15 protein-coding genes, 1 other RNA gene and 3 pseudogenes are annotated in these 17,115 nt (G+C 63.0%); 11 read left to right on the top strand and 8 right to left on the bottom strand.

Features of this window, described 5'->3' with window-relative positions; all coding sequences use genetic code 11:
• Positions 1-148: 148 nt before the first annotated feature.
• The gene (locus GM676_RS32470) at positions 149-784 is read left to right on the top strand and encodes a hypothetical protein (protein WP_229262899.1); all 636 of its coding nucleotides are present in this window, start codon (positions 149-151) and stop codon (positions 782-784) included.
• 174 nt (positions 785-958) lie between these two features.
• Positions 959-1,318: a transfer-messenger RNA gene (gene ssrA, locus GM676_RS27905) on the top strand.
• Positions 1,319-1,572: 254 nt separating this feature from the next.
• Here ssrA and GM676_RS27900 read toward each other — a convergent pair.
• A complete protein-coding gene (locus GM676_RS27900) occupies positions 1,573-1,722 on the bottom strand; it encodes a DUF1737 domain-containing protein (RefSeq protein ID WP_443093182.1) in 150 nt (49 codons plus the stop codon).
• A gap of 359 nt (positions 1,723-2,081) precedes the next feature.
• Here GM676_RS27900 and GM676_RS27895 point away from each other — a divergent pair.
• Both GM676_RS27895 and GM676_RS27890 read left to right on the top strand, forming a co-directional pair.
• Positions 2,082-2,387: pseudogene (locus GM676_RS27895) on the top strand (transposase); the annotation flags it as partial.
• A 397-nt stretch (positions 2,388-2,784) separates the two neighbouring features.
• Positions 2,785-3,087 carry a hypothetical protein gene (locus tag GM676_RS27890; RefSeq protein ID WP_155467537.1) on the top strand — a complete coding sequence of 101 codons (303 nt, stop codon included), beginning with the start codon at positions 2,785-2,787 and terminating at the stop codon, positions 3,085-3,087.
• Positions 3,088-3,235: 148 nt separating this feature from the next.
• On the opposite strand, the gene GM676_RS27885 is transcribed toward GM676_RS27890, so the two are convergent.
• Complete coding sequence (locus tag GM676_RS27885; protein ID WP_155467536.1) at positions 3,236-3,703, bottom strand: carboxymuconolactone decarboxylase family protein; 468 nt, start codon at positions 3,701-3,703, stop codon at positions 3,236-3,238.
• 87 nt (positions 3,704-3,790) lie between these two features.
• A complete protein-coding gene (locus GM676_RS27880; protein ID WP_155467535.1) occupies positions 3,791-4,663 on the bottom strand; it encodes an RNA polymerase sigma-70 factor in 873 nt (290 codons plus the stop codon).
• A gap of 43 nt (positions 4,664-4,706) precedes the next feature.
• On the opposite strand from GM676_RS27880, the pseudogene GM676_RS27875 reads away from it, so the two are divergent.
• Positions 4,707-5,436: pseudogene (locus GM676_RS27875) on the top strand (PLP-dependent transferase); the annotation flags it as partial.
• On the opposite strand, the gene GM676_RS27870 reads toward GM676_RS27875, so the two are convergent.
• From GM676_RS27870 to ompA, 5 genes are all read right to left on the bottom strand, one after another.
• Complete coding sequence (locus GM676_RS27870) at positions 5,433-6,524, bottom strand: hypothetical protein (protein ID WP_155467534.1); 1,092 nt, start codon at positions 6,522-6,524, stop codon at positions 5,433-5,435. The pseudogene GM676_RS27875 and the gene GM676_RS27870 sit on opposite strands and share 4 nt — an antisense overlap.
• A gap of 73 nt (positions 6,525-6,597) precedes the next feature.
• Positions 6,598-7,605: a hypothetical protein gene (locus tag GM676_RS27865; protein WP_155467533.1), complete on the bottom strand. Its 1,008-nt coding sequence runs from the start codon at positions 7,603-7,605 to the stop codon at positions 6,598-6,600.
• A gap of 84 nt (positions 7,606-7,689) precedes the next feature.
• The gene (locus GM676_RS27860) at positions 7,690-8,370 is read right to left on the bottom strand and encodes an HAD family hydrolase (protein ID WP_155467532.1); all 681 of its coding nucleotides are present in this window, start codon (positions 8,368-8,370) and stop codon (positions 7,690-7,692) included.
• A 2-nt stretch (positions 8,371-8,372) separates the two neighbouring features.
• A complete protein-coding gene (gene ubiG / locus GM676_RS27855; protein WP_155467531.1) occupies positions 8,373-9,074 on the bottom strand; it encodes a bifunctional 2-polyprenyl-6-hydroxyphenol methylase/3-demethylubiquinol 3-O-methyltransferase UbiG in 702 nt (233 codons plus the stop codon).
• Between the two features lie 84 nt (positions 9,075-9,158).
• The gene (gene ompA / locus GM676_RS27850; RefSeq protein ID WP_155467530.1) at positions 9,159-9,875 is read right to left on the bottom strand and encodes an outer membrane protein OmpA; all 717 of its coding nucleotides are present in this window, start codon (positions 9,873-9,875) and stop codon (positions 9,159-9,161) included.
• A 406-nt stretch (positions 9,876-10,281) separates the two neighbouring features.
• Between ompA and gyrA the strand changes: the two genes are divergently transcribed.
• From gyrA to GM676_RS32465, 6 genes and pseudogenes are all read left to right on the top strand, one after another.
• Positions 10,282-12,912 carry a DNA gyrase subunit A gene (gene gyrA / locus GM676_RS27845; RefSeq protein ID WP_155467529.1) on the top strand — a complete coding sequence of 877 codons (2,631 nt, stop codon included), beginning with the start codon at positions 10,282-10,284 and terminating at the stop codon, positions 12,910-12,912.
• Positions 12,913-13,006: 94 nt separating this feature from the next.
• Positions 13,007-13,552 (top strand): DUF2059 domain-containing protein, encoded by a 546-nt coding sequence (locus GM676_RS27840; protein ID WP_155467528.1) that lies wholly within the window; start codon positions 13,007-13,009, stop codon positions 13,550-13,552.
• A gap of 26 nt (positions 13,553-13,578) precedes the next feature.
• The gene (gene serC / locus GM676_RS27835; protein ID WP_371866393.1) at positions 13,579-14,667 is read left to right on the top strand and encodes a 3-phosphoserine/phosphohydroxythreonine transaminase; all 1,089 of its coding nucleotides are present in this window, start codon (positions 13,579-13,581) and stop codon (positions 14,665-14,667) included.
• Positions 14,664-15,737 carry a prephenate dehydratase gene (pheA, locus tag GM676_RS27830; protein WP_155467527.1) on the top strand — a complete coding sequence of 358 codons (1,074 nt, stop codon included), beginning with the start codon at positions 14,664-14,666 and terminating at the stop codon, positions 15,735-15,737. The genes serC and pheA overlap by 4 nt, the downstream gene beginning before the upstream one ends.
• 18 nt (positions 15,738-15,755) lie before the next feature.
• Complete coding sequence (hisC, locus tag GM676_RS27825; RefSeq protein ID WP_155467526.1) at positions 15,756-16,865, top strand: histidinol-phosphate transaminase; 1,110 nt, start codon at positions 15,756-15,758, stop codon at positions 16,863-16,865.
• Positions 16,866-17,115 (top strand): annotated as a pseudogene (locus tag GM676_RS32465) (prephenate dehydrogenase/arogenate dehydrogenase family protein); the annotation flags it as partial.

Below are 17,115 nucleotides of genomic sequence, written 5' to 3'. Positions count from 1 at the left end.
CGGTCTCGTCATTTTAATGCAGAGTTGGCACAAAATTCACAAAACCGCCAACCGTGTGCTGCGGCGCAACAACAGCGCACCTTTGACCTAAATCATACCGCCGCCGCGATGCCGGCCTACGCTCGGCGGTACGACAAGGAGAAGGGCCATGAACGCACCGGATCAGCTTGACAACCGCTATTGTGCTGCGGAGGATGAAGAAATGGAGACAGCAATCGACATGCTCAGGCGGGACCTGGGCGCCCGGCTCGACGAGGTGAACGCCCGGATTGCCGACTCGCGCAAGGAGGCGAGCGACAACTTCCGGCTGGTCGAGGCCAAGATTTCCGAGGGGCGCCGGGAAACGCACGAAAATCTCAAGCAGACCGAAGCCCGGATCAGCGAATTCCGGCGTGAAACGCAGGAAAATTTCAAGGCAGTCGAAGCCAGAATTGCCGATTCACGCAAGGAAGCGATCGACAACTTCCGTCTGGTTGAGGCGAAAATTGCCGAATCGCGCAAAGAGTCGCTCGACAACCTGCGTCTGGTGGAGGCTAAAATTGCCGACTCACGCAAGGAATCGCACGACAATTTCCTGCTGGTGGACGCCAAAATTTCGGAAACACACAGGGAAACAACTGCCCGCATTGATGCGCTGACGAGGGAAACAAGCGCGCGCCTCGATACCCTGTTCATCGAAAGTGGCAAGCGCATGGACCACAGCGACGTCCAGTTCCGCTGGCTGGTGGGCCTGATCGCGGCCAGCCTGCTGGGGATCGCCGGCCTGCTGATCAAAATGCCGTAGGGAGAGTGTTGGTGCCGGTATATTTCCCGACCGCCGGCGCCGGTAGTAGCCGCCCGCTAGTGGCGCTAAATAGTCGTTCCATGTGAGAACTGAGAGCATCATACCGCCCGAATATGACCGGCGTTTGACGTACATGGCGGGGGATTGCAAAGTGGGGTAAAATAGGAAGTCTGTGGGGACGACCTGGTTTCGACGTGGGTTGCAAAGCAGAGCAGGGCATACCGAGGCCTGGTTACCTCGTAAATACACCCAGAAATCAATAACTGCAAACGATAACTCGTACGCACTGGCAGCCTAAGGGCTGTTAGCTCCTAAACGCTTCTTCCCTGGGGCGGGCCGTTAAAAGCTAAGGAGTCATTTACAGGGAATCGCGCTGTAACGGGTCACTTGAAGCAGCGTTAAATCTTAGGTGAATCGCCTGTCCGTAACGTGTACATCCGTGACGTCCGGGTTAAATTAAAAGATAGTACTAAGTATGTAGAACTGTCTGTGGAGTGCTTGCGGACGCGGGTTCGATTCCCGCCGTCTCCACCATCCGGATGAAAAACAAAGGCCCAGCGCGCAAGCGCTGGGCCTTTGTTTTTCATTCCGCCGTTAGCTTATGCGGCGGGAAGCGAACCCGCGGGACGCGGGGCGTAGCGGGGAATTCGGGCCGCATGCGGCCCGCCCGCGAAGCGGTTTTGCGCTTGCAAGCGCAAAACCTCTCCGATTCGTCTGACTAAAAAAAACCGCCGGGAGGCGGTTTTTACGCTTCAAATTTCCATTTGGAATTATCATCACATCCCAATCTATTGATGACCAGGCCAGATAACTGCTTGGGCAACGATCACGTTTTCACCGTTGAATGTCACGGATGGCGATCCGTGAAGCACATATCCGAGCGCGAGCGCTTCGCTAACGCGCCGGCAGAACTTTGCGTCATCCGGCCCGGTTAGCACACGATAGATTGGCAAATCGTCTGGCGGAATTTTCACGTTTCTTCTCTCTCGTCTGAATCGGTGCAGGCGTCTAGTGACGCTAATCGACAAAGAATACCACTAAGGGCAGCCTCAACGCTACGAGCTTTGCTACTCCTGGGCACCTCGAAAAACCCCCCCAGCTCTGGCATGATGTCGGTAACCCGGTACTGACCTGAGTCCAATGATCAAACAAAGCCTGTTTGCCGACCAGGAGCGCGAAGCGAAGCTCAACGAGCTTGGCGATACGCTGCGGATACTGGAACAGCATGTCGACTTCACGGCGCTGGCCGCAGCGGTCGATGCTGCCGCGCCGCGCCGCGGCCGCCATCGTGAGCGAGAACGCGATGCCGGCCGACTGGCAGCCCGCGAAGCGGCGCCAAAAGGACATCGACGCCCGCTGGACCAAGAAGCATGGCAAGTCCTACTTCGGCTACAAGCTCTCGGCCAATGCCGACAAGCGCTACAAGCTCGTTCGCAAGATCAAGATCAGTACCGCCAGCGAGCACGACACCTTGCATTTTGAAGCGGTGATCGATCCGGGCAACGCCAGCAGCGACATCTATGCCGACAAGGGCTATGTCGATGGCGAACGCGAGGCCCGGCTGAAAGGGCAAGGCTGGCGCATGCATATCCAGCGCAAGGGCAGCGCGCGCCACGCTGCCCTCGAAGGGCCAGGAACCGGGGCGATCAACAGCCGATTCGCTGCCCGTGTCGCGATTTTTCAGCGCTCCGTCCGGAAGCTCCAGTGATTCGAGGTGTCCTTACGTGTGCTTGTGCATTCGCAAGTCGAAAACGCGCTCAGAGCCAATAATCTCGCAAAGCCGGCACGGAAGAGGCGCCGTCCTGTTGCCTTTCGTGTCGGTGGAAGCTATATTTTATATAGGTATGCGGCGACCCGCTGAACCCAACATCAGGACGGGAAGCCTGGAGTGCCGACTGGATCGGTATGTCGCTGGCCGGGATATGGGCGTCGTGGTAGCAATCGACGATGACGATCCGGCGCTCATCGTGGTCACAGCAATGGATTGACAGGAGAGGAGTATGTATCACTTTACCGATGGTGGCCTGCGTAACGTCTGGCTGAGTAATGGCTACGTTGAGCACAAGACCGCTTATGGTAGCGGTGTTTCCTTCCGCGACCTTGATGGCCTGGTGATCGCGATTTGCCGCGCGTTGTGCAAGAAGCCCGGCAAGCTGACTGGCGCAGAGTTCCGCTACATCCGTGCCGCGCTGTTGTTGTCGCAAAAATCGCTGGGCCAGTTATTCGGTTATACCGAGCAGGCGGTAGCTAAGTGGGAAAAATTGAGCAAGGTGCGAAGTTGGTGGATGCCGCGCTACGGCTGATTTTCGTCGAGCGGCATGATGGAAATAAAAAAAGCGCCGCTGCCGTCGACGTGCTTAGCGCCATAGACCGCATGGAAAATTCTCGCATCATCATCACGGAAGCCAGGTCGAAATGGACTTCCGTGATCGAGATAGCCGATGCAGATCGTTAGAAACCTGGCGGCGGCACTTCCGGGATTTGGTTGTGCAGGCTGGCGTTGATCACGTTCCACGCACGAATGGTGGCGATGGCGTAGCTGATTTCGGCGATTTCGGTGTCGCTGAAATGGGTTTTCAGCAGGTCGAAATCTTGGTCCGTCGGCTGCTTGTGCGGCAGGGCGTTGACGGCTTCAGCCCAGTTCAGCGCGGCGCGTTCGCGCTCGGTGAAGAAGGAGGCCGGGGCTTCGCGCCAGCCGGCGATGGCGTTCAGGTGGCGTGGCGGCACTTCCTGTTTCATCAGGTCGCGCCAGTGCATGTCCACGCACACGCCGCAGCCGTTGATCTGCGACACGCGCAGGTTGATCAGTTCCACCAGGCGCGCGCCGAGCGAGCTTTTCTTGACGGAGCCGGACAGCGCGATCATGGCCTGCAAGTTGGCCGGGGCGAGCTGGAAGAAGGGAATGCGAGCTTGGGTCATGATATGCCTCTCAGTGTCTGCGGAGGACACACCATTGCGCCCTCCATACCCTGTAAGACGGGCCACCATCACGCGCTGTGACAGCTTTCAGAAAATAGTTTGCGGCACGCCGGTCAGTTTGTCTGGGTTGCGGACGATGAAGACGGCGGCGATGCGCTCGCCTTCAATCACAAACGATTGCGCCGATTCCAGTTTGCCATCGACATAGCGCACCAGCCCCGGCGCGCCGTTGACGCGGGCCTGGCGGTACACCACCTGCCGCGGATGTTGGTGCTCCAGCGACCAGAACGAACCGGCCACCCGTCCCGCGCCATGCAGGATGTGCAGATAGGAGTTGACCTTGCCGCCGCCATCCGCCACCAGCTGGACGTCGTCGGCCAGCATGGTTTTCATGGCGGCGCGGTCGCCCACCTGCGCGGCGGCGATGAAGCGGCCCAGCAGGGCGTGATGCTGTTCCTTGGGCACCTCGAAGCGCGGCTTTTGCTGCTGCACGCGCTCCTGCGCCCGGTGCACCATCTGCCGGCAGGCCGCCTCGCTCTTGCCGAGGATGCCGGCGATGTCCGCGTAGTCATGCTCGAACACTTGCCGCATCAGAAAGGCGGCGCGCTCCTCGGGTGAAAGTCGCTCCAGCACCCACAACAACGCCATCGAGACATCGCTGGCCATTTCGGCCGCGCTCTCGGGCGTGTGTTCGTCCAGTTCGACGATAGGCTCGGGCAGCCACCAGCCGACGTAGGTTTCGCGCTCGGCGGCGCGGGCGCGCAGGCGGTCGATGGCCAGCCGGGTAGTGATGGTCACCAGCCACGCCTCGGCCGATTGCACCGCGCTCTGGTCGCAGCCCTGCCAGCGCAGCCAGGCGTCCTGTACCACATCCTCGGCGTCGGCGCGGGTGCCCAGCATGCGGTAGGCAATCGAGAACAGGCGCGTACGAAGCGCCGTAAAGGTAGAGGTATCGGTCATCATCAAGCTTAGACGGGCGAGCGCGCGGGTTTGTGACAAGCATACCATCGCCGAGGCCGGTGACAACATCGTCTCGGCCGCCACGCTGTACGGCGGCACCTACAATCTGTTCGCCCACACGCTGCCGCAGTTCGGCATCACCACCCGCTTTGCCGACGCGCGCGATCCGGCCTCCTTCGGCGAACTGATCGACGAGCGCACCAAGGCGGTGTTCATCGAATCGATCGGCAACCGTGGTCTACACCGACGCGCTGGGACCGGCCGCCTACATCGGCCGCGCGCGCGTGGTGCCGTTGCGGAATACCGGCGCGGCGCTGTCGCCGTTCAACGCCTTCCTGATCTTGCAGGGCATCGAAACGCTGGCGCTGCGGCTGGAACGCATCGTCGAGAACACCAGCAAGGTGGCGCACTTCCTCCAGCGGCACGCCAAGGTCAAGTGGGTGAATTACGCCGGGCTGGAGGATCACAAAGACCACGCGCTGGCGCGCAAATACCTGGGCGGCCGGCCGTCCGGCGTGCTGACCTTCGGCGTGCGGGGCGGGGTGGAGGGCGGCGCCCGCTTCCAGGATGCGCTCAAGCTGTTCACGCGGCTGGTCAACATCGGCGACGCCAAATCGCTGGCCTGCCATCCGGCGTCCACCACCCACCGCCAGCTTAACGAGGAAGAGCTGGCCAAGGCGGGCGTGACGGTGGATACGGTGCGGCTGTCGATCGGCATCGAGCACAGCGACGATCTGCTGGCCGACCTGGAGCAGGCGCTGGCCGCGGTTTAAGGCTTGGTCTTTTCCGGCACGCGGGTGACGATCACATTGCCGTCGACCAGTTTGCAGTCGATGATGTGGTTGCGCGAGACGCTCGCGTGGCGCGAGAACAGGTCGTGGTACTTGCCCGCGTCTTCCAGCCGCAGGTCGATGCGGAAGCTCTCCAGGTGGTTGGTGGCCTGCACCTCGCGCAGGCGCTGCTGGCGCACCTCGGCTTCCTTGTCGCTGCGGCCGTGCATTTCCGGGCCCTCGAAGTAGCGGATCAGCGCGCATTCGATGGCATCGATGCGGTCCTTGAGCAGCATGTCGGCCGCCACCGGATTCTGGTTGACCTCCAGCTCGGCCGGATCGCCGTCGTCCGACAGCACTTCCACATGGAAGCGCTGGATCAGCAGCAGCATGTCGTGGTCTTCGCTGAACTTCTGGTGCACGCGCTGCACCGGCACCAGGCGCGCGCGCGCCAGCCGGCCCGCCGGGTCCTTGGTCTGGCCGACGTACTGCACCTCGGTCTTGTAGTTGAGGTTGTTCTCATACTGTTGCAGCACGTCGTGGATCGAGAGCGCCTCGACCAGGCCGCCCCAGTTGAGGGTGAGGAAGCGGTCGGTCAGCACCACCGACGGCTTTTTCAGAGTGGCGGCGAACGGCACCGTCAGCTCGATGGTGAGGCTGTCCTTTTTCTCTTCCGGCCCCACCAGCAGCGGCACGGTCAGCTTGAGCGAGAAGAAGCCCCAGCTGGTGCCGCGCGACGGATCGAAGCGCACGCGCGGGCGGTTGACGGCGAAATAAATCAGCCGCTTCTCGCTGGTCGCTTCCAGGTCGAACTGCATGCGGCGCAGGTGGCGGCCGACCGGGTCGCGGATGTCCGGCACTTCCGGGAAGCCGGCGATCAGGTCGTACCAGTGGAATTTGGCGTCGGCCACCGTGACCACCCAGGTCTGTGGCGCGGCGGTGCGTTGCGGCATCAGCGGCAGCAGCTCCTCCATCGCGTCCGGCGGCGGCGCCACCAGGTCGAGGAAGGGCTCGGGCGCCTCCTCGAACAGCGCGCCTATGCCCAGCTCTTCCGGCGACGGATCGGGGTAATCGTCGTCGTCATGGCTCATGTTCTGCGCGCTCCAAGTGTCTCATCGTAACGTGATTATAGTGCCTTCAGCGTGATATTTCCACGTGGAAACTTCAAGCGGGACCAGGCATCGGTGCCACCTGGACTTGGCCGTCGGCGACAAAGCAGCTGAGGACGTGGCGCGCGGCGGCGCTGACGAACTCCGAGCACAGCTGGTTGTAATTGCCGCTGTCCGGCAACGCCAGGTCGATGGTGTATTGCACCAGATGGTTGCTGTGCTGGACCGCCACGATGCGCGCACCGCGCCGCTGGCGTTCCTCGGCGGCGCGGGCGCGCGGATTGCTGCCTTCGAAGTAGCGGATCAGCGCCGCCTCGATCATCTCCACCCGCTCGCCGTGCAGGGCGTCCATCGCCAGCGGATCGGCCGGGTCCAGCCGCGCGGCCGGATCGCCTTCGGCGCAGCTGACCTCCACGTCCACCCCCACCACCAGCAGCAGGGTATCGTAGCCGTCGCCGGACTGGGCGCGCACCCGGTGCATGGCCGGCAGGCGCCCCTGGCCGAGCCGGCCCTCGTCGTCGCGGGTCTGGCCGACATAGGCCACCTTGCTGGGCAGCCTGAGCGTGTGGCCGTAGATGCGCAGCAAATCGTGCACCGAGAACACTTCCTCCAGGCCGCCCCAGTTCAGGCTGATGAAATTCTCGGTCAGCATGATGGTGGGCTTTTTCAGGGTGGCCGCGAACGGCACCTTGAGCTCGACCGTGATGCTGTCCTTGCTGCGCTCGGCGCCCAGCAGCAGCGGCAAGCTCAGCTTGAGCGAAAAGAAGCCCCACTGCACCGCGCCGGCGACGTCGAAGCGCACGCGCGGCCGGGTGACGGCAAAGAACAGGTGGCGCCGGGCGGCGGTGGCGTCCAGCTCGAACTCCATGCGGCGCAGGTAGCGGCCGATGGGATCGCGCAGCTCCGGCTTCTCGCCGGAGTCCGCCAGCAAGTCATACCAGTAGTATTTGGCGTCGGCCACCCGCACCATCCAGCTTTGCGGCGCCTGCGTGCGCCGCGGCAGGGGAAGGCTGGCGTCGGTGTGCGGCTGCGGGTTTGGGGCGGCCTGTTCCATGGTATGCATGATGCACCTGAATTGTTGATGATGGCGGCGAGACTACGCGGAATCTATCCGTACGGCAACAAAATATCGTGCACAATGATTCGTCTATACAACGAAATCCATTGTGTTGACACGGTGTAGCAGTGCCAGCAGCTCGGACGGCTGCTGCAACACATAATCGGCCTGCCAATGTTGCGGTTCGCTGGGGCCGCAATAACCCCAGCCGCAGGCAATGGTCAGCATGCCGGCCGCCTTGCCGGCCTGGATGTCGCGCAGGTCGTCGCCCACGTACCAGCACTGTTCCGGCGTCAGCTGGAGGCGGCGCGCCGCTTCCAGCAGCGGCGCGGGGTGGGGCTTGGCGTGCGCCGTGGTGTCGCCGGAAATGGCGCAGGCGGCGTGGGCCAGGCCGATCTGCGGCAGCAGCGGATCGGTGAAGCGTTTCGGCTTGTTGGTGACGATGCCCCATTGCAGGCCGGCCGCCTCGATCCCGGCCAGCAGCTCGCGGATGCCGTCGAACAGGCCGCTGTGCACCGCCATCGCCGCCGCGTAATTGGTAAAGAAGCCGTCGCGCAGCTCGTTGTAGCCTTCATCCTCCGGCCTGAGGCCGAAGGAGGCGCCGATCATGCCGCGCGCGCCGGCCGAGGCGGTCGGGCGCAGGATGTCGTAGGCGGTCGGCTCCAGGCCGCGCACGGTGCGCAGCAGGTTGACGGCGGCGGCCAGGTCGGGCGCGGTGTCGGCCAGGGTGCCGTCGAGGTCGAACAGGATGGCGCGGGGGGCGGTGGTCATGATCAGGCTTCCAGAGGGCGGCGCGCGGCCACCAGGTAGTTGACGCTGGTATCGTCGTTGAGCGAGTAAATCTTGGTCAGCGGGTTGTAGCCCATGCCCTTGAAGCCTTGCACTTCCAGCCCGGCGCTGCGGATGAATTGCGACAGCTCGGACGGGGTGATGAACTTCTCGTAGTCGTGCGTGCCCTTGGGCAGCATGCGCAGGATGTATTCGGCGCCGATCACCGCGAACAGGTAGGACTTGGGATTGCGGTTCAGGGTGGAGAAGAACACATGGCCGCCCGGCTTGACCAGCGCGGCGGCGGCGCGCACGATGGCGGCCGGATCGGGCACGTGCTCCAGCATTTCCATGCAGGTCACCACGTCGTACTGGCTGGCTTCCTGCGCCGCCATCTCTTCGGCCGCGATCAGCTTGTAGCGCACCTGCACGCCCGACTCCAGCGAGTGCAGGTCGGCCACCTTCAGGGCTTTTTCGCCGAGGTCGATGCCGGTGACGGTGGCGCCCTTGCGCGCCATCGACTCGGACAGGATGCCGCCGCCGCAGCCGATGTCGATCACCTGTTTGCCGGCCAGCGGCGCGCGCGCGTTGATCCATTCCAGGCGCAGCGGGTTGATCTCGTGCAGCGGGCGGAATTCCGAGGTCGGGTCCCACCAGCGGTGGGCGAGTTCGGAAAATTTTTGCAGTTCTAATGGATCGGCGTTCATGGCAAGGATGGGAAAAGTCGGATGTCGCTATTTTAAATAAAAAAAGCCCCGCCGGAGCGGGGCCTTGCGTTCAGCGCTCAGCGATTACTTGCTGGTGCCGACCACTTCGATTTCCACGCGACGGTTTTTGGCGCGGCCTTCGGCGGTTTTGTTGTCCGCCACAGGTTGTTTCTCGCCTTTGCCTTCGGTGTACACGCGGTTGGCTTCAACGCCTTTCGAGATGATGTAGGCCTTGACAGCTTCGGCACGGCGTACCGACAGCTTCTGGTTGTACTCGTCCGAGCCCACCGAGTCGGTGTGGCCAACGGCGATGATGACTTCCAGGTTGATCGAACCCAGTTTCGAGGTCAGATCGTCCAGCTTGGCTTTGCCTTCCGGTTTCAGCACGGCCTTGTCGAAGTCGAAGAAGGCGTCAGCGGCGAAGCTCACTTTTTGTGCGGTTGGCACTGGTGCCGGGGCAGGGGCTGGCGCAGGGGCCGGCGCCGGTGCTGGCGCCACTGGTGGCGGTGGTGGTGGCGGCGCCACGCACTTGCCGTTTTCCAGCTTCTCTGGCTCTACGCAGATCGGCAGGTCGCAACCTGGCACGGCATCAGCCGGGGTCCAGTAGCCGGTGCGCCAGCACAGGCCGAACGGGTCACGCGCGATGATGCCGCGTGCGTCTTGCACGTAGGCGCTTTTCGGGGTGGCGGCTTTGATGTCCTGGGTTACTGGAGCGTATGGTGGCGCGGTGGGTGCGGTCTGGGCGATGGCCGAGCCGGCGAATGCAGCCGAGATGGCCAGCATCGAAATCAGTTTTTTCATATTTTTTTTCCTTTCGGGGGTGATATCGGCAGAAAACTGCGTGACGTAGTTATTTGCGTGGGGCGAATTCTACCACGCAGGGGCGTCAGGCTCGTTTTCCGCTTGTGATTCAAGCAATTGACTTCTCGTCCATTTTGCCACAAGCGATGAAAGTCGTTTAAAAAGCTCCAACATGGCGGCTTTTCGCGTTCAACCAAAATGTTGTTTTGTTGCAACGTGATTGTCGATAATAATTGAGTAATGTGTCATGAATATTACAAGTTGTTACGTGCGCCAACGGTGCGTCACACCGCATGGATGCTGGGCCGCTGCGGATTTCCGCTGGTTGCCTTGCGCCCATGCTAAAATCGTACGCTTGCCTGTCTCTTGGGAGAGGCTTAACAAACCACAGTAAAACGACCGGCCAATGGATCAATTCGCAAAAGAAACAATCCCTATTTCCCTCGAAGAAGAGATGCGCAAGAGCTACCTCGATTACGCCATGAGCGTGATCGTCGGCCGCGCCTTGCCGGACGTGCGTGACGGCCTGAAGCCTGTACACCGCCGCGTCCTGTACTCGATGCACGAAATGAACAACGTGTGGAACCGTCCCTACGTCAAATGCGCCCGTGTGGTGGGCGAGACCATGGGCAAGTACCACCCGCACGGCGACGCCTCGATTTACGACACGCTGGTGCGCATGGCGCAGGACTTCTCGCTGCGTTACATGCTGGTCGACGGCCAAGGCAACTTCGGCTCGGTCGACGGCGACGGCGCGGCGGCGATGCGTTACACCGAGTGCCGCCTCGACAAGATTTCCAGCGAACTGCTGGCCGACATCGACAAGGACACGGTCGACTTCCAGCCCAACTACGACGGCAAGGAAAAAGAACCGACCGTCCTGCCGACCCGCATCCCCAACCTGCTGATCAACGGTTCGTCCGGCATCGCGGTGGGCATGGCCACCAACATCCCGCCGCACAACCTGCACGAGGTGATCGCCGGCGCGCTGCACGTGCTGCAAAACCCGGAATGCTCGATCGACGAGCTGATCGAACTGATCCCGGCGCCGGACTTCCCGACCGGCGGCACGATTTACGGCGTGTCCGGCGTGCGCGACGGCTACCGCACCGGCCGCGGCCGCGTGGTGATGCGCGCCAAGACCCACTACGAGGAATATGGCAAGGATGGCGGCCGCACCGCCATCATCGTCGACGAGCTGCCCTACCAGGTCAACAAGAAATCGCTGCTGGAGCGCATCGCCGAAAACGTGCGCGACAAGAAGCTGGAAGGCATTTCCGACATCCGCGACGAGTCCGACAAATCGGGCATGCGCGTGGTGATCGAGCTGAAACGCGGCGAAGTGCCCGAGGTGGTGCTGAACAACCTGTACAAGCAGACCCAGTTGCAGGACACCTTCGGCATGAACATGGTGGCGCTGGTCGACGGCCAGCCGCGCCTGCTGAACCTGAAGGAAATGCTGCAATGCTTCCTGTCGCACCGTCGCGAAGTGGTGACGCGCCGCACCGTGTTCGAGCTGCGCAAGGCGCGCGAACGCGGCCACGTGCTGGAAGGCCTGGCGGTGGCCTTGGCCAACATCGACGAATTCATCGCCATCATCAAGGCGGCGCCGACGCCGCCGGTGGCCAAGACCGCCCTGATGGAAAAATCGTGGGATTCGTCGCTGGTGCGCGAGATGCTGGCGCGCACCGGCGAGGGCGACACCATCGGCGGCATCGACGCCTTCCGTCCCGAGCACCTGCCCAAGCACTACGGCATGCAGAAGGATGGCCTGTACAAGCTGTCCGACGACCAGGCGCAGGAGATCCTGCAAATGCGCCTGCAACGCCTGACCGGCCTGGAACAGGACAAGATCGTCAACGAGTACAAGGACGTGATGGCGGAAATCGCCGACCTGCTGGACATCCTGGCCAAGCCGGCCCGCGTGACCACCATCATCACCGACGAGATGACCTCGGTGGTGAGCGAGTTCGGCGACCAGGCCAAGGACCCGCGCCGCTCCAACATCGAACACAACGCCAGCGACCTGAATACCGAAGACCTGATCACGCCGCAGGACATGGTGGTGACGCTGTCGCACACCGGCTACATGAAGGCGCAGCCGATCACCGAGTACCGCGCGCAGAAGCGCGGCGGCCGCGGCAAGCAGGCCATGGCGACCAAGGATGAGGACTGGATCGACCAGCTGTTCATCGCCAACACGCACGACTACATCCTGTGCTTCTCCAACCGTGGCCGCATGTACTGGCTGAAGGTGTGGGAAGTGCCGCAAGGCTCGCGCAACTCGCGCGGCAAGCCGATCGTCAACATGTTCCCGCTGGCGGACAACGAGAAGATCACCGTGATCCTGCCGCTGTCGGGCGAGAACCGCACCTTCCCCGAAGACCACTACGTGTTCATGTCCACCAGCCTGGGCACCGTGAAGAAGACGCCGCTGAAAGACTTCAGCAATCCACGCAAGGCCGGCATCATCGCGGTCGACCTGGACGAGGGCGACTTCCTGATCGGCGCCGCGCTGACCGACGGCGAACACGATGTGATGCTGTTCTCCGACGCCGGCAAGGCGGTGCGCTTCGACGAGAACGACGTGCGTCCGATGGGCCGCAACGCCCGCGGCGTGCGCGGCATGAATCTGGACGAGGGCCAGCGGGTGATCGCGCTGCTGGTGGCCGAGAACGAGCAGCAGTCGGTGCTGACCGCGACCGAGAACGGTTTCGGCAAGCGCACGCCGATCATCGAGTACACCCGCCACGGCCGCGGCACCAAGGGCATGATCGCGATCCAGACCTCCGAGCGTAACGGCAAGGTGGTGGCGGCCACGCTGGTGGATTCGTCGGACGAGATCATGCTGATCACCACCGGCGGCGTGCTGATTCGCACCCGCGTGTCGGAGATCCGCGAGATGGGCCGCGCGACCCAGGGCGTGACCCTGATCGCGGTGGAAGACGGCACCAAGCTGTCGGGCCTGCAACGCGTGGTGGAAACCGACATCGACGAAGTCGAGCTGGAACCGGGCCCGGATTCGGCAGCTGAGTAACAGGCGGGACGCGAGTCCCATTCCAGCGGGGCCAGGTCTGTCGCGGTACACTGCGACGGGGACTGGCCCCGTGTTTATTTTAAGGTGCGTAATGATGAAAAAAATCGTAGCTTCGCTGGTGACTTCCCTGGCCCTGATCGGCGCCGCTCCTTCCCACGCGCAGGCGCCGGCGGCCGATCCGGCCGCCACCGCCGCCGCCCGGGAATTGTTCGATTCGATGAACTACCGCCAGATGATGATCGGCGCGATGCAGCAGATGTCGCAGGGACTGGGCGTGTCGATGCGCGCCGGCGCCGAGGCGGGCATCAAGAACAATCCGAATCTGAGCGCCGACGACAAGCAGAAGGCGCTGGCCAGGATGGAGGCCGAGCTGCCGCGCGTGATCAAGACCTTGCAGGACGTGATGGGCGATCCGACGCTGGTGGACGAGATCCTGGCCGAGACCGTGCCGCTGTACGCACGCACCTTCACCGCCGATGAACTCAAGCAGGTCACCGCGTTCTACCGCACGCCGGTGGGCGCCAAGATGCTGACCTCGATGCCCAAGCTGATGGGCGAGGGCATGCAGCTGGGCCAGCAGATCGTGCAGCGCCGTATCGGCCCGCTGATGCAGAAGCTGCAACAGGAACAAGCCAAGTAACACCTCTCTATCATAAGGAACGCAACGTGACTCACATCTATAACTTTTCCGCCGGCCCGGCAGTGCTGCCGAAGGAAGTGCTGGCGCAAGCCGCGGCTGAAATGCTGGACTGGCATGGCAGCGGCATGTCGGTGATGGAGATGAGCCACCGCGGACCGGAGTTTATGTCGATTTACAAGGCGGCCGAGCGCGACCTGCGCGAGCTGCTGGCGGTACCGGACAATTACAAGATCTTGTTCATGCAGGGCGGCGGTCTGTCGCAGAACGCCCTGATCCCGTTGAACCTCCTGGGCCACAAGCCCGAAGGCGCAACCATCGATTTCATTCACACCGGTTCGTGGTCGGGCAAATCCAGCAAGGAAGCCGCCAGGTACGCCAAGGTGAATATCGCCGCGTCGTCGACGACGTCGGTGCCGCCGCAGTCCGAGTGGAAGCTCACGCCCGGCGCGGCCTATCTGCACATGTGCACCAACGAGACCATCGACGGCGTGGAGTACGACTTCGACGCCGGCGTGCCGGCCGCCGTGGACGGCGTGACGCTGGTGGCGGACATGTCCTCGCATATTTTGTCGCGCCGGATCGATGTGTCGAAATACGGCGTGATCTTCGCCGGCGCGCAGAAGAATATCGGTCCGGCCGGCGTCACCATCGTGATCATCCGCGACGACCTGCTGGGCAAGGCGCTGCCGATCTGCCCGTCGGCGTTCGACTTCAAGCTGGTGGCCGACAACGAGTCGATGTACAACACGCCGCCCACCTACGGCATCTACATCGCCGGCCTGGTGTTCCAGTGGCTGAAGCAGCAGGGCGGCGTGGCCGAGATGGAGCGCCGCGCCATCGCCAAGGCGCAGCTGCTGTACAACGCGCTGGACGCCAGCGACTTTTACGAAACCCGCGTCGCGCCGGCCAACCGCTCGCGCATGAACGTGCCCTTCTACCTGAAGGACGAAAGCAGGAACGAAGCATTCCTGGCCGGCGCCAAAGCGCGCGGCCTGCTGCAACTGAAGGGCCACAAGTCCGTCGGCGGTATGCGCGCATCGATCTATAACGCGATGCCTATCGAGGGCGTGCAAGCGCTGGTGGACTACCTGAACGAATTTGCGGGCCAAAAATGAACGACAAATTAAAACCGCTGCGCGAGCGGATCGATTCGATCGACGCGCAGATTCTGGACCTGCTGAACCAGCGCGCCAGGGTCGCGCAGGAAGTGGGTCATGTGAAGGCCGAAACCGGCGCGCCGGTGTTCCGTCCGGAGCGCGAGGCGCAGGTGCTGCGCGGCGTGGCCGAGCGCAATCCCGGCCCGATGGGCAACAGCGAGCTGCAAACCATCTGGCGCGAGATCATGTCGGCCTGCCGCGCGCTGGAGAAGCGCGTGACCGTGGCCTTCCTCGGCCCGGCCGGCACCTACAGCGAACAGGCGGTGTACCAGCAGTTCGGCACCGCCGTCGATGTGTTGCCTTGCTCGTCCATCGATGAGGTGTTCCGCGCCACCGAGGCGGGAACCGCGGAATTCGGCGTGGTGCCGGTCGAGAATTCGACCGAGGGCGCCATCGGCCGCACGCTGGACCTGCTGCTGCATACGCCGCTGACCATCAGCGGCGAGGTGTCGATCGCGGTGCGTCACAGCCTGCTGACCGCGACCGGCAATATGGACGGCATCACCGCCATCTGCGCGCACGCGCAGGCGCTGGCGCAGTGCCAGATCTGGTTGAACAATAACTATCCGGATATCGAGCGCCGCGCGGTGTCGTCGAACGCGGAGGCGGCGCGCATGGCGCGCGACGATCATGGCATCGCCGCGATTGCCGGCGAACGCGCCGGCGTGCGCTATGGCCTCGGCACGGTCAAGGCCAACATCCAGGACGATCCGCACAACCGCACCCGCTTCGCGGTGATCGGTTCCTTGCAGGCCGGCCCGTCGGGCGAGGACCGCACCTCGCTGGCGCTGGCGGCGCCGCACAAGGCGGGTTCGATCTACCGCCTGCTTGGTTCGCTGGCCGCGCACAATGTGTCGATGACGCGCTTCGAGTCGCGCCCGGCGCGCACCGGCACGTGGGAGTACTACTTCTACGTCGACGTCGAAGGCCATGTGCAGGACCCCGCCGTCGCCAAGGCGCTCGATGAGCTGCAAGGCAATGCCGCATTCTTCAAGGTGCTGGGTTCCTACCCGGTCAGCCTGACCTGATTATCGAAGAGAGAGAACATGAGCAAGAACTACGGCCCGGAATACGTCCGCGCCATCGCACCATACCAGGCCGGCAAGCCGATTTCGGAAGTGGCGCGTGAATTTGGCCTCGACGAGGCGACCATTGTGAAGCTGGCGTCGAATGAGAATCCGTTTGGCGTGCCGGCGTCGGCACAGCGGGCCATGGCGGCCGCGGTGGCGGAGCTGGGGCGCTATCCGGATGCGAATGGCTTTGATCTGAAAGGCGCGCTGGCCAAGCGCTACGATGTGCCGGCGGACTGGATCACGCTGGGCAATGGCTCCAACGATATCCTGGAAATCGCGGCGCACGCGTTTGTGGAGCGCGGCCAGTCGATTGTCTATTCGCAGTATTCGTTCGCGGTGTATGCGCTGGCGACGCAGGGCGTGGGCGCGCAGCACATTGTGGTGCCGGCCAAGGCGCACGGCCACGATCTGCCGGCCATGCTGGCGGCGATCCGCGATGACACGCGTCTGGTGTTTATCGCCAATCCGAACAACCCGACCGGCACGTTCATCCCGGCGGCGGAGATCGAGGCGTTCGTGGCCAAGGTGCCGTCGCACGTGGTGGTGGTGCTGGATGAGGCTTACAACGAGTTCCTCGCGGCCGAGCACCAGTTTGAATCGGCGGAGTGGGTGAAGAAGTATCCCAACCTGTTGGTGTCGCGCACGTTCTCGAAGGCGTATGGTCTGGCGGGTCTGCGCGTGGGCTTCGCGATTGCGCAGCCGGCGTTGACGGATCTGATGAACCGCATTCGCCAGCCGTTCAACGTGAATTCCCTGGCGCAGGCGGCGGCCATCGCGGCGCTGAACGACAAGGAGTTCTTGCGGCAGAGCGCGGCCAATAACGCGGCTGGCTACCAGCAGTTTGTCGAGGCGTTCGAGCGGATGGGCCTGGAGTACGTGCCGTCGTATGGCAACTTCGTGCTGGTGAAGGTCGGCAGCGATGCTGGTGCGGGGGCGCGTGTGAATCTGTCGCTGCTCAAGCAGGGCGTGATTGTGCGCCCGGTCGGCAATTATGGTCTGCCGGAGTGGCTGCGTATTTCGATTGGCCTGCCGCAGGAGAATGCGGTATTCATCGCGGCGCTGGCGAAAGCATTGGCGGAGTAAATGCTGAACAAAGTCGTTATTTTTGGCGTAGGCCTGATCGGCGGATCGTTCGCGCGCTCGCTGCGCAAGGCTGGTGCGGTGCGGCAGATCGTCGGCGTCGGCCGCAGCGCCGCCTCGATGGCGCGCGCGCTGGAGCTGGGCATCGTCGACGCGATCGGCCTTACCGCCCCCCCCGCTGCCACGCCGCTCGCCGCACATGCTACGCCGCTCGCCGCACATGCCGCCGCCGCGCCGCTCGCTGCCAGTGGAG

This window comes from Duganella radicis, assembly GCF_009720825.1.
In the GTDB taxonomy this organism is placed as follows: domain Bacteria; phylum Pseudomonadota; class Gammaproteobacteria; order Burkholderiales; family Burkholderiaceae_D; genus Rugamonas; species Rugamonas radicis.
The sequence above is the reverse complement of the archived record's forward strand: the minus strand, read 5'-3'. Positions and strand labels throughout refer to the sequence as shown.

Coding starts and splice junctions, on each gene's coding strand:
- GM676_RS32470 (WP_229262899.1), top strand. CDS start 149: ATGAACGCACCGGATCAGCTTGACAACCGCTATTGTGCTGCGGAGGAT.
- GM676_RS27890 (WP_155467537.1), top strand. CDS start 2,785: ATGTATCACTTTACCGATGGTGGCCTGCGTAACGTCTGGCTGAGTAAT.
- GM676_RS27885 (WP_155467536.1), bottom strand. CDS start 3,703: ATGACCCAAGCTCGCATTCCCTTCTTCCAGCTCGCCCCGGCCAACTTG.
- GM676_RS27880 (WP_155467535.1), bottom strand. CDS start 4,663: ATGACCGATACCTCTACCTTTACGGCGCTTCGTACGCGCCTGTTCTCG.
- GM676_RS27870 (WP_155467534.1), bottom strand. CDS start 6,524: ATGAGCCATGACGACGACGATTACCCCGATCCGTCGCCGGAAGAGCTG.
- GM676_RS27865 (WP_155467533.1), bottom strand. CDS start 7,605: ATGCATACCATGGAACAGGCCGCCCCAAACCCGCAGCCGCACACCGAC.
- GM676_RS27860 (WP_155467532.1), bottom strand. CDS start 8,370: ATGACCACCGCCCCCCGCGCCATCCTGTTCGACCTCGACGGCACCCTG.
- ubiG (WP_155467531.1), bottom strand. CDS start 9,074: ATGAACGCCGATCCATTAGAACTGCAAAAATTTTCCGAACTCGCCCAC.
- ompA (WP_155467530.1), bottom strand. CDS start 9,875: ATGAAAAAACTGATTTCGATGCTGGCCATCTCGGCTGCATTCGCCGGC.
- gyrA (WP_155467529.1), top strand. CDS start 10,282: ATGGATCAATTCGCAAAAGAAACAATCCCTATTTCCCTCGAAGAAGAG.
- GM676_RS27840 (WP_155467528.1), top strand. CDS start 13,007: ATGAAAAAAATCGTAGCTTCGCTGGTGACTTCCCTGGCCCTGATCGGC.
- pheA (WP_155467527.1), top strand. CDS start 14,664: ATGAACGACAAATTAAAACCGCTGCGCGAGCGGATCGATTCGATCGAC.
- hisC (WP_155467526.1), top strand. CDS start 15,756: ATGAGCAAGAACTACGGCCCGGAATACGTCCGCGCCATCGCACCATAC.